Here is a 12,667-nt window from a genome sequence, read left to right as displayed (position 1 = left end):
GAGCGCCTTTTTGCGATAATTTTTAGTTTTCAGTTGTATGGTTGATAAATAATTAGTTCTGTTATGCGTGGTTAATTTCTGAAGAACAGTCATCAGAGTCTTGGTAAGCACGACGATATTCACCAGGAGTAAAACCAGTAAGTTTTTTAAATTTACGGGTGAAATTTGCAACGTCATAGTAACCATTTTGCTGGATAATATCTTTGATTGCTAAATCGGTTGTACATAACTCATGCTGGATTTTAAGAATCCGCCGTTCGGTAACAAAGACAGTAAAAGTTTTACCGGTAATTTCTTTAATATAGCGGCTGGTGTGAGAAACAGAAAGCCCAAAATGATCAGCAACATCAACTAAAGAGATTGTTGGTGAGCTAACGTTCGCAATAATATATTGTTTCAAAAGTTCTCCATCAGGCTGGTTTTGAAGTAGATTATCTGGAGCAGAACTAGTTGTATCAGGCTGATAGCTAGTAATTCGACGAATTGTTTTGAGCAAAATGCCATGTAATTGACTGGTTGATTCGATATTCAAAAGCTGGCGGATCAACCGATCATTGAAGGCAGCATTTTGTTGATAGTCTGCCCGAATAATCTTGGCAATTAAGCTGGACATTCCTAAATCAAAACGTGAATTTGGATCATAGTTTTGACAAGCGAGGTTAAATAAGATTTCGAAAGCTTCTTGAGATTGTTCATAATCTTGATGACGTAAGCTATTTTCTAATTTCAACTCAGCATTAAAATCGAAGAAGTCATCATTACTAGCTGTTGTGGGTTTGACCTCATTATAGAAAATAGTTTTGCCAGATTCTGGTGTCACCGCAACAATTCCTGAGATAACTTCAATATAAGTGTCATGAAGGTCAGCCAAGTTAGTTAATGGTTGGCTAACAACTAATGTGGTACTTGGTTGAATAAAAGTAAGTTGTTGTCGTAATTTGGCAATAATGGGTTTGATTTCAATCTCATCGTCATAGTTAATCAAGGTCACGATTTGGCTGTGTTTCTCGTAGAAGATAAAGGCAACGGTGTAGTCAGCTTTGATTGTTGGTTCGTGTGGGACATGATTTTGCCATTCTGCGTCGCGATCACTGAGAATAATAACCGTATTAGGATGTGGTAATTTTAAGTCGACAATATCTAGAAAATGTTTGATTGAAGTTATGCCGCTAACTTTACCATTCAAAATGAGTTGTAAAATTTGATTGCGAGCGAATGGTAATTGCATTCGTGAGTTTTCAATTAAATCTTGATGTTCAGCAATATAATCCTCAATGGCATTTTGCAAATTTAAAGCTTCCGAAGTACTACCACTAAGTTCAGTTGAAAATGGTAGTGATTGTTCCAGGCGGGCAATTAAATCATACTGTCGATTGCTAAATCGCCAAATCAATAAACCACCAATTAAGAAGACCGTCAGAAAAAGCCATAAGTAGCGACCTAAAAAGCCAAACAGCGCAGCAGCTCGTGGCGCTGGTAGCGTATATGATGTTAACCGAAATAATCCTAAAGAGCTTCGATTAGTGAGCACTTTTATTCGCGAGTGCGACACTGCTGTTGGTTGATCTAACGCAACATTAGCCAACTTTGTCTGGGGCAAGATTAGATTATGCGTAGTAGTTTGTAGACCCAGAACTTGGCTAGCTGAACTGGCATTTGCAAGAAGATTTTGAATTTCGCGAGTATTTAAGGAGAAGAAGACCTCACCCATCTTGCCACCAGAATATGGAATTAGTGGAACAACCAATGTCATCTGATCAGTTGAACTATTGGTGGGAACAGTTAGTAAAGTTGGGGCATTATCATGTAAGATATTCAGCCGCTGATTAGAATTGATACGTGTTGGTAAAAGCCCGTATTTATTGCTAGCTTCTGAGAAGGTGTAAGTGCCATCTGCCGAATAAAGTGTGTCCGGAGTACTATCCATATGAATGAAAGTTCGCGTGATCAATTGGCTACTTAAATTGTAGCGGTCAATGGCCTGCTCAATTCGTTCAAAATCTGGATACTCTTGGGGCGCGCCAATAAAAGCTGTGTCCAATGAAATCTGATGGGCAGTTGTAATTAAATGGGAAATTGTATCATCTAAGTTAGCCGTAGTCTGTTTAAGCGCTCGGTCATGGGTGGCGACAATGTTCTCTTGTTGACGATTCAGCTCATTACGCATCCAATTGCCTGTTAAAAGCAGCACCGGTAACAAAAAAACGGCAATAAAGAAGGCTAAATACATGGACATGATTTTCTTGGGTTGCCAGTGTACAAAGCGTCGTAAGAATTTAGGCATGAGAATCATTAGAAATCACCGCCTCAACGGCCAGACAGGAATGAAGTGAAAACCAAATCATTGGTGTCAGGTAAAGCGGAACTAAGGCAGTTAAGGTCAAAATTGGAAAAGTCACGAGTAAAACTGTTACGAGAATAGTACCCACCAAAATAGCCAAAGTATTTGTAAATTTGGCTATTGAGATAATCAAAGATTGCCGAAAATATTGCCAAAAGCTAAGTTGATAACGACCATAAATTGTAAAAACATAGAGCCAATAAATCATAACCATCAAGAGCAACACAATTAAACCGTATTGTAAAGCGGCCGATTTAATAAAAGCACGATTCACGGCTAAGTCAACGATTAACGTGGTACTAATCAGTCCACCCAAATAACCAATTGCATTTATTTCCCAGAAAGATTGTTGATAAAATTCTTTAAATTCACGGTTTAGGGTGGACCAAGAAAGTTTATCATCGGTCAGTTGTGCTAGTAAACCATCAGTGGCGTTAAAACGTCGTTCTAGTAACTTGACACAGCTAGCAATTGCTGGAAAAATCCCCAAAATAATTAAACCACGAAAAGTGTAGATCAACCAAAGAAATTGAAGTTTTAGGCCTAACAATAGTATTTTCCCTAGAATTAGTGTGTAACGAACAATACCGCGTGGTTCCATTCTTTGCATGGTGATTCCTCCCTTATCATACTAATGAACTAAACACCAGAAATTTTGCTAACAGTCACTGTATCTGCATATAGACCTCGTCCAAGCGAAGTTTGACTAGTTTGCCCAAGTGGTAATTGTGGTTCCTCAAGTTCAGCCAGTTCATTTACCTGGCCGTTTTGCCATTGTAATAAGCGCCATTTAGCCGAATCACAACGACTGATCAGACCACCATATCGGATATCTAAAACTTCCCAACCGAAAGGTGAATACAATTGGTACCATATTTCTCGGTGGTAATCTCGAAGTTGAGTTAATAAATCGCTTAGTTTTGTGATGGCTTTTATAGCAGTTGTCATGATTTCATGGTTGTTAGTCTGGTAGGCCGTGTGAATTTGTTGAATTACGGTTAATTTCAAACTAATGACTTCAGCTAATAAATGATAGAAGTTAAATAATAGTGATGGTTTTGACAACTTAGCAATAGCACCTGCTAATTCATTAGTCAATAGTTGATAGTGTTTAATGATTTGCGGATTGTCTAAATTTTTGGCATATAACGGATATAGTAAATCTTCATACAGAATTATTTTACTAGGATTGGTTGCATCTGGATTGCCAGCTGTCAAAAATGGTAATTGATCGAATTTATCTAGGAGTAAATAAATTTGGCTAGATTTTTCTTGATATTGGTGGAAACTTAACGCTAATTGAGACATGTCGGGAGCCTTCTTAGCATAAACTTGATCTGCAAAATATTGAAGTCCTAAAGCCGCCGCGGTAAAAGGTGTTTCGCCGCCATCATCACCCCACATGGTGACATAAACTGTATCAAGTTTAGTCACTTTAGCCGCATTCATTCCAGCCTTCATAGTTGCCAAGGTTTTTCCATAATTTGGTGCAATGCCGTTCCATGTCCAAACACCAGTAGCAAAGGAGACAGGTTGGCCCAGTTCCTGATGAATTTTGAAGAGCTCTTCATAGTGCTCTTGATTGTCGTTGTAGTAATCCCAATACATTTGTCCAACTGCAGGAATTTGCTTTTTAAGTTCTGGCGGGAATTTAGTCTTTACATCACCGTAATTGTAGCCAGCTGCTTGAAACCACATGTCACTCCACATGACTGGTTTTAGTCCAAGAGTCTCAGTAATAGCCACCACTTTCTTGATGTGGGCTAACATGATTTCGGTTTGTGGTACCAGTCCATGCTGATCAAGATAGCGGCCACGGCCTAAATCATGAGCCTCATCCATCCCAATATGAATTTTATTTGTTCGAAATGGTCGGCTAGCAGCTTGGATCAATGCAGTCAGAAATTGATAAGTTCGAGGGTCGTCAACAAGTAAAATGCCAGGTGTATCCGCTAAACTTTGCATAAATGGCCAACGCATTGGATTCAAAAGATGGCCGAGGGTTTGAATACAAGGAATTAATTCGATTCCTAGATGATTCGCATAATCATCTGCCTCGCGGAGTTCATCTTCACTTAAACGACCACGTTGGTAGCCCCAATAAGGATATTCTGGTATAGCGAAGACATCTTCCATATACAGCAACATTGAGTTGAGCCCTAGTCGCGCTTGCAGACGAATTAATTTTTTCAAACCAGTGAGATGTAGGGCTGCGTTACGCGACATATCAACCATTACACCAGTAGTGGTGAATTGAACAGTTTCACTGTGGTCAAAAGCTTCTTGTTGTTTAATTTGATGAATAAGCACAGTTAGATTTCTAAAAAAGCTAACACGTGAGGTATAACTTATTTCCCCAGTAATTCCGTTATAGTGAACGTGATTAGCAGTCTTAACTGCATTTACTTGAATCGCAATACCCTGTGAATCAAGTTGGAAATTCAATTCGGAACCCATAATCGCTAAACCAGGTTTCAAATCTTCTGGTAATGGTATTAAGTTAAGTTTAATCATGGCTAATATCAAATCACCGGCAAAGAATGATTTGATATGGATTCACCTCCGTTAATTTTAAAGTCAATTTTTGATTGTCCTGTACGAAAGAATAGCTTTGGTCAGTTTCTAAATTTTTAATTGTTGTTATGTTTTTATTGATCAACTTTTGTGGTAGCCGTAAATCACCAATCAAACAGTTACTGCCTGGTTCAACGGAATAAGTATATTTTCCAGTTTTTTGTAGCCAATAGTTTAATAAGTGTAAATACAGATCACCGTTATCGGCCTGTCGTAGTTCAATTCTAAGATTATTTGGTAGATCAGTTTGAATAAGGTATGACGGTATTAGTGCCGTCAGGGCGTCCTGAAAGATTGCTAAAATCCAGTCAGGCGCATAATCGTAATACATATGAAAAATTGGGTGGGTGAAATATAGCGTTTGGGGCGTGCGCCAAAGAGCTGGGCAGCCGTCTTGTCCGTTGCTAGGGGCGTGTTGGTGTGACGTAAAAGTATGACCATGACGATTAAAGTAGGGCCGTTTCGTTTGTAATTCGGCGCTAGCTGTCGTTGCTTCAACTTTAGTTCCAGTCTCATACATCACATATTCTTCAGGCACTAAGGCTTTACCATAAGTTTGGTTGGGAATAATGAAGTCGCGGTCCCAAGAAGCAGGGCCTAATGAATTGACCCCTAGTATTGAGCTGAGCTGGTTTTCAACTAACGCTTGATCACTGGCCAATATGAACCCACCATTAGCCACAAATGTTGTTAATTTAGCAATTAAATTGTCACTAAAAGAAGCAAGTCGATCAGGAATAATAATTAAAGTATAGGGAGTGAAGTCAGCAATTTGGTCAATAATATTAAATTGTTGATGTAAGGTTTCTAACAGGCGAACCGCACCGGTTAGTGATTCTTCGTTAGTTGCTGGTGTCACTAAAGCTTGTTCTGCACTTAGAATTGCAATCGGCGTAATTGGCTTAGTTGTAGGTAAAACTTCGCTAATTTTGGCCAATCGCTGATAAACTGGGGTAATTAATTTGCTTGTTCCTTTAAGGAGACGACCGCTGGGAAGTAGTTGATCGCCAATTGAACAGCCCGCGCCTAATGAGACCATTTGGTAGCATTCATATTCTAGAGCTGCAGGTCTTTTTAGCGAATGAAAATCTCCCCAATAAGTATGGAATTTACCAGTCATTCCTAAATACGGCTTACCTAAGGTTCGAGCGTAACGAGCAACTCGACTAAAATTATCATATCCCCAAGCACCATTTGGTAAACTCTCAATTTCTAATTGTGAGTAATCAGCAAGTGTTCGGCGAATATCAGGGCCGACATGAGAGGAATTGAAAAAGATTGTAGCAGCTGGTAACTGTGACTTGATCAAGGCGGTGACGGTATCTTTAAATGCCGCTAGGACATCGGCACAATTTTGTAAACAATCACTGGTTTTGTGCCAGTCAAGTTGATTAGCGGCCATTCTTTTTTGACAATAAGGGCAAGTACAAGGCACATTGTTAACAATATCAAAGAAGAAGCCATCGATTCGTTGTTTTCCAATCGAATCAATAATATCTTGAACATGGTCTAAAAGAAATTGCTGATAAGGGGAGGCTAAGCAGAGAAAATCATAGAAATTTGGTTGAGGAACGTCCTGATTATTAATATGCTGGCCGTTTGCTGCACGGCAAAGCCATTCAGGATGTTCTTGAGCAATCCGATGATCCCATTGAACCGTGGTATAAATTGGCGCCCGAAGATGAAATTGGTGGAGCGCATCAATTTGTTCAGATAAAAGATTAGGATGGGCATTGTGGGGATGCATGGCTTTTGGATCGTGCTTTGATTGATAAAATAACCAGCCATGATGGTCCCTAGCAAATACAGTAACCGAATCAACCTGCATTTCGGCAAAGTAACGCCCAAATTCAGTGGCGTTAAAGTCTTGAGCAACATCGTTAATTTCGGGACTAGTGTGAAAATCTAAGTGAATTTGACGTTCAATCATCAGTGCACTCCCATCTACTTAATATCCATAATGTTGTAAAGAATAGATTTGTTAATAAACCAACTCTGACCATCTTTAGTGAATTCAACATTTGTTTCGATGATTTGTTTTTTCTGTGTACGTTGATTTACTTGCAACTGCGAGACCTTAGCTAAGGCATGCTCGTTCTTGACCTTTTGCAATTTAAAACTTTTTAAAGTGACTTGAGTTTTTTGACGTTGGAGGTCTTGCCCAAGTTCTTTTTTTGTTTGTCGACGTTTATCAGGTGTGATTGTCGCCAGATAGGCTGATAAATCGCCGGCATTGATTGCCGAAATGTTTTTATTTAGAACCGTTTTTACTTGGGTACCGGCAGCACGTTCTTGGTCGTTAAAAGTGAGCTGACGATTATTGAAATAGAAAAAAATACCAAAGATCAAAATGACACCGATTAAGCAAGTCATCATTATTTTGCCCTTTTTGTGCATAGCGTAACACCTCCGATAATGATTTATCTATGTAAATATAACGCTTACATTTTCCTAAAGCATAGCATCTATTCATTGCTACAACAACCATGGAGCAAGATTTACATACTGCAAATATCACATATTGAAAGCGCTATTTTTTGATGGTACGATTTTGCCTGTCAGAGAGGAGGAGCAAGATGACAACTGATGATAAGCGTGCTGATATTGAATCAGCTAAGAATATCGCTTGGACGCCAACTGACTTTGAAGGTTATCCCGAATATGACTCTTTACAAAAAAGTTGGCGACGGTTTAATCAACAAAAGATCGGTGTCCTGATCCATTGGGGGTTATATAGTGTTGCTGGAATCGTGGAGTCATGGCAATTATCTGATGAAGATACTTGGGCTCGTGGCAAACATCCATTTCGTCCCAATATGTCACAACTAAAAAAAGATTATTGGGGATTAGCTCAGCAATTTAATCCCGTGCACTATAATCCCGATCAATGGGCTCGTTTATTTAAGCAGGCAGGTATTCAGTATGCCATATTTACAACTAAGCATCATGATGGTTTTACTTTATATGATACTAAGTACAGTGATTTTAAAATAACCAATCCTAAATTTCCTTATGCACAACAACCGCGCGCTGATTTATTTGGTAGTTTTACTGCTGCGATGCGACAAGAAGGAATTACTCCAGGAGCGTACTATTCTAAAGCCGACTGGCACTATCCAGCATATTGGCGACCAGATGGTAAACCTAAAAGTCGCCATGCAGATTATCAACCAACGACTGATCCTCAGCGATGGCAACAGTTTGTTAAATTTGTCGATCAGCAATTGTTAGAAATAACTCACAATTATGGATCTTTGGGTATGTTGTGGTTGGATGCTGGTTGGGTCAACGGTCCAGATGAACCACTTAATTTTGATGAACTAATGCCTGAGATTCGCGCGCAACAGCCTGATTTATTAGTTGTTGATCGTACTTTAGGCGGCCGTTATGAAAACTATGTAACGCCAGAGCGCCAAATTCCCACGCCGGATAAATTACCGGTGATGCCGTGGGAGAGCAATGTTCCCTTGTCGAATGATTGGGGTTATGTGCCACATGCGGATTTTAAGTCAATTCGCACGATTATTCTCGATGTACTCAAGGTTGCCAGTTTGGGTGGCAATATCGTGCTAGGTGTTGGCCCCAAGCCAGATGGTTCAATTGAGCCACAGGCAACAAAACTATTGCAACAATTAGGCGCTTGGTTACAAATTAACGGTCAAGGAATCTACGGTACTACTGGCGTTGGCGCCAAATTATTTAAAAAAGCACAGCAATTAGGGTGGTTGTTAACTGAAGACGCGGATCATTATTATTTATTCCCACGTAAGAAAGTACCTGCCCAGTATTTGAATTTAGAGTATTTTGGTTTTCCAAAGCAAATTTCGCAGGTGGCGTTACTGGGCAGCGGGGAACAATTACCTTTCCAAAATGGTTCTCAGAAATTTGTGCGATTGCCAGGCAAGCTACGGCAACAATTATTTCCAGGTATTATTTGCAAAAAAAGTAAGTAAGGAGGAGATGTAAACATGGCCGCTAATGCTGAAGCTGTTTTGCCGACTAAGCGGAAAAAAGCGCCGTTATTTTCAGCACGACGTCTCAAAGAAAACTGGCAATTATATGTATTGATTTTACCAGCTTTTCTGACTTTATTAATTTTTTCGTATTTTCCAATGTATGGTATTTTAATCGCGTTCAAAGATTATGTGCCAACACTTGGTATTTGGGGTTCACCTTGGGTGGGAATGAAATATTTCAACCAATTTTTTAATTCATATTATTTTTGGGACTTAATTCGTAATACTTTAGGCATCCAGATTTATGGCTTGGTTGTTGGTTTTCCGTTACCAATTATTCTGGCCTTGGCTTTGAATGAAATGAAGGATGGCTTTTGGAAAAAATTTGCCCAAACCGTGACCTATGCACCTAATTTCATTTCAATTGTTGTACTTGGTGGGATGTTGATTGCCTTTCTGGATCCATCCACAGGTATTTTAAATCATCTATTGGGTATCTTTGGCGTTAAGCCAATTGCTTTTATGTCCGATCCTAAATGGTTCAAGACAGTTTATGTGCTTTCAAGTGTTTGGCAAGGTACTGGTTGGGGCTCGGTTATTTATTTAGCTGCCTTGGCTGGAGTTGATCCGGCATTACACGAAGCCGCAATCGTTGATGGTGCTTCCAAAGTTCAACGAATTTGGCATATTAACTTACCGGCAATTGTACCAACCATGGTTATTCTATTAATTTTGAATGTTGGTAGTTTATTCTCAATGGGCTATGAGAAGATTTTGCTATTACAAAACCCACTGAATATGTCATCATCCAACGTGATTGCAACATTTGTTTATAGTCAAGGTTTGATTAATGGTCAGTATAGCTATGCAGCTGCAGTCGGTCTGTTCAATTCAATTATTAATGCAGTTTTGTTAATTGTAGTTAATTGGATTGCTTCTAAAGTTTCTGATAACAGTTTATGGTGAGAGGAGAATAAATAATGACCAATACTAATCATTTGATTAAAGACACTCGGGCTGACCGAATCTTTAAAATTGTCCTCGATATCTTCATCATTCTTGCTGTGGTAATCGTGCTATACCCACTGATTTATATTATCAGTGCATCTATCAGTGACCCTCAGCTAGTAAATTCTGGTGAAATGTGGTTATTGCCCAAGGGTGTTACGTGGAAAGGCTACGAGGTCATTCTGAAGTACAAAGACATTTGGCGAGGTTATGGGATGACAATTTTCTATACCTTTGCTGGGACAGCTATTAGTTTGATTCTAACGATTCCTTGTGCGTATGCATTATCACGGCCAGATTTTTCCGGTAAGAAGTGGTTTACGACATTTATGTTGATCACCATGTTCTTAAATGGGGGACTTATTCCGACATACTTATTGGTTCGGGCATTGGGAATGGTTAATACTGTTTGGGCTATCTTGTTACCAGGGGCAGTATCTGTTTATAACATTATTGTGACGCGTTCGTTCTTCCAGAGTAGTGTGCCTTGGGAAATGCAGGAAGCAGCTAAGATCGATGGTGCTTCAGATTTTCAAATTTTCTTCCGCATTGTTTTACCATTATCAGCACCGATTATTGCCGTAATGGCTCTGTTTTATGGGGTTGGTATTTGGAATTCATACTTTAGTGCATTAGTTTATTTACAAAATAAGGCGCTATATCCATTACAAATGGTTTTACGACAGATTTTGGTGTTACAGGATCTGCAACAAAGTGCCGCAACAGGAGGTGGCGTAACTGCAAGTGCAGCTGAAGCAGCTTACAATAAGAGTGCCTTGGCCGCAATTATCAAGTATGGTGTCATGATTGTATCATCATTACCAGTTATTATTGTTTATCCATTTTTACAGCGTTTCTTTGTTAAGGGTGTTTTAATCGGTTCATTGAAGGGTTAAGTAACTATTGGAGAGGAGCATTACCATGCATTTATCAAAAATTATTAGAAATGTCAGTATCATGACTTTAGCAGTTTTGACTTTGACTGCTTGTGGTAATAAAGCGAAAGATTCTAGCACCGCTAGTACTGAAGGAAATGGCAAAGTTACAGTTGAAACAACCGGTTTTCCAATTGTCAAAGATAAATTGAAATTGACTTTAATGGCACCAAATGTTGGTGAGGCCGAGTGGAAAGATATGTCAGTCTTACAAGATTATGCTAAAAAGACTAACGTGAATTTTAAATTCAATACACCACCGCAAAGCGATTTTGGTACCAAATTAAATTTGGCCTTTGCTTCACAGGATTTACCAGATATTATTTTCGCTGCAGGTAAAGATAATTTAACCGCTGCTAATGAAGTTACGTATGGTTCCCAAGGATTATTGGTGCCACTTGAGAAATTAATTCCTAAATACGCACCTAACTTTAATAAGTTGATGAAAGAAGATCCGAGTATTAAGAAGTCAATTACCGCACCAGATGGTCATATTTATAGCTTACCAATGATTCAACGTGGTGCTAATTCAGCTTGGTATCTGGGACCATTATGGTATAACGGTGAATGGTTACAAAAATTAGGTGTTAAGGAATTACCTAAAACTGCTGATGAATTTTATGATTTATTAAAGCGCTTTAAGACTGAGGATCCTAATGGCAACGGTAAAGCCGATGAAATTCCTTTAAGTGACGTAAAGCTCGATACCACTCGGCCATGGCTGATGTCCATCTTTGGCCTATTGAGTAATGATGTGCAAAATGATGGGGATAAAGTTTTCTATACACCAATTAGTAATCAATACAAAGCTTACTTGACTTACATGCATAAGTTATATGCCGAAGGATTGTTAGATAAGGATACTTTCTCACAATCTAACGACCAAAAGAAGGCCAAGGGTTCTGCTGATCGTTTAGGTGTCTTCCAAGACTATTATTCATACTTCACTACAGGACGTTCTACTACTGAAGCAATCAATGATCCAATGTGGCAACCATTGACAAGTTCAGTTTCTAAGAAGGCCGTAGTACCTTTGAATCCAAGAATTAGTCGTGGTAACTTCTCAATCACTAAAGAAAATCCATCACCAGCTGCTTCATTACGCTGGGTTGACTACTTCTACACAGAGGCCGGTGACTTCTATCTAACCAAGGGACCAGCAGGTAAGATTTGGGTTAATGCTAAGAACAAAGAAGGCAAGAATGTCAAAGTTTATGCATCAGGTGTAAATGCCGATAACGTTGAAGACAAACGTGCGAAGATGACACCAGCATATGGCTTAACACTACCAGAACTTTCAGGTACTGAAAATACAAACTATATGATTAGAAGTTCAGCTGATGCACCTGCCATTGATGATTTCACTAAGTTTGTTAATCAAGAGACAAAAGAAAAGATTGATCCTTATGGTAAAGTGCCATTCCCATTAATTTATCTGAAAAAGTCAGAACAAAATTCAATTGATGCGACTGCAAATGATTTAAAGACTTATGTCACTCAATCAGAAGCAAAATTCATTACCGGTGTCACACCATTATCTGACTGGGATAAATATGTTAAAACGATTGAGGGCATGAATGTTAAACAGTACGTCAAAGTTTATCAAGCAGCTTATGATCGTTGGAAGGCAGCTAAGTAATATTAGCTAAGCGTTTAGTGAGTGATTTCTTAGTTTTAATTAACTTAGTAGTATTGTGAGAAAGTTAAGGCTGAAAATATCGACTGTGGTATTAATATTTTTAAGTTCTCCAAAACAGTTGATTCCGCTTAGCACAAAAATAGCGAGCAATTCTGACGAATTGTTCGCTATTTTACGTCAATGAACACTGATTAACTGCCTTTTGTCACAGACG

9 protein-coding genes are annotated in these 12,667 nt (G+C 38.9%); 4 read left to right on the top strand and 5 right to left on the bottom strand.

Annotated elements, in window-relative coordinates:
• Positions 1–61: 61 nt before the first annotated feature.
• From EKM81_RS00650 to EKM81_RS00630, 5 genes are read right to left on the bottom strand one after another with little or no spacing between them, the layout of a single operon-like run.
• Positions 62–2,284: a helix-turn-helix transcriptional regulator gene (locus EKM81_RS00650; RefSeq protein ID WP_164509138.1), complete on the bottom strand. Its 2,223-nt coding sequence runs from the start codon at positions 2,282–2,284 to the stop codon at positions 62–64.
• On the bottom strand, positions 2,277–2,951 hold the full coding sequence (locus EKM81_RS00645; RefSeq protein ID WP_125646861.1) for a DUF624 domain-containing protein: 675 nt from the start codon (positions 2,949–2,951) through the stop codon (positions 2,277–2,279). Before EKM81_RS00645 ends, EKM81_RS00650 begins: the two co-directional genes overlap by 8 nt.
• A gap of 29 nt (positions 2,952–2,980) precedes the next feature.
• Complete coding sequence (locus EKM81_RS00640; RefSeq protein ID WP_125646858.1) at positions 2,981–4,855, bottom strand: beta-N-acetylhexosaminidase; 1,875 nt, start codon at positions 4,853–4,855, stop codon at positions 2,981–2,983.
• Between the two features lie 13 nt (positions 4,856–4,868).
• Positions 4,869–6,845, bottom strand: coding sequence for an alpha-amylase family protein (locus EKM81_RS00635; protein ID WP_125646854.1), 1,977 nt, complete (start codon positions 6,843–6,845; stop codon positions 4,869–4,871).
• A gap of 14 nt (positions 6,846–6,859) precedes the next feature.
• The gene (locus EKM81_RS00630; protein WP_125646851.1) at positions 6,860–7,312 is read right to left on the bottom strand and encodes a hypothetical protein; all 453 of its coding nucleotides are present in this window, start codon (positions 7,310–7,312) and stop codon (positions 6,860–6,862) included.
• Between the two features lie 179 nt (positions 7,313–7,491).
• On the opposite strand from EKM81_RS00630, the gene EKM81_RS00625 reads away from it, so the two are divergent.
• The 4 genes from EKM81_RS00625 to EKM81_RS00610 are packed head-to-tail and all read left to right on the top strand — an operon-like array spanning position 7,492 to position 12,453.
• The gene (locus EKM81_RS00625; RefSeq protein ID WP_164509137.1) at positions 7,492–8,868 is read left to right on the top strand and encodes an alpha-L-fucosidase; all 1,377 of its coding nucleotides are present in this window, start codon (positions 7,492–7,494) and stop codon (positions 8,866–8,868) included.
• Between the two features lie 15 nt (positions 8,869–8,883).
• Positions 8,884–9,837, top strand: coding sequence for an ABC transporter permease (locus EKM81_RS00620; protein ID WP_125646845.1), 954 nt, complete (start codon positions 8,884–8,886; stop codon positions 9,835–9,837).
• Between the two features lie 14 nt (positions 9,838–9,851).
• A complete protein-coding gene (locus EKM81_RS00615; RefSeq protein ID WP_125646842.1) occupies positions 9,852–10,775 on the top strand; it encodes a carbohydrate ABC transporter permease in 924 nt (307 codons plus the stop codon).
• Between the two features lie 25 nt (positions 10,776–10,800).
• Positions 10,801–12,453 (top strand): type 2 periplasmic-binding domain-containing protein, encoded by a 1,653-nt coding sequence (locus EKM81_RS00610; RefSeq protein WP_125646839.1) that lies wholly within the window; start codon positions 10,801–10,803, stop codon positions 12,451–12,453.
• Positions 12,454–12,667: the final 214 nt, after the last annotated feature.

Source organism: Lapidilactobacillus gannanensis (assembly GCF_003946675.1).
Lineage (GTDB): Bacteria > Bacillota > Bacilli > Lactobacillales > Lactobacillaceae > Lapidilactobacillus > Lapidilactobacillus gannanensis.
The sequence above is the reverse complement of the archived record's forward strand: the minus strand, read 5'-3'. Positions and strand labels throughout refer to the sequence as shown.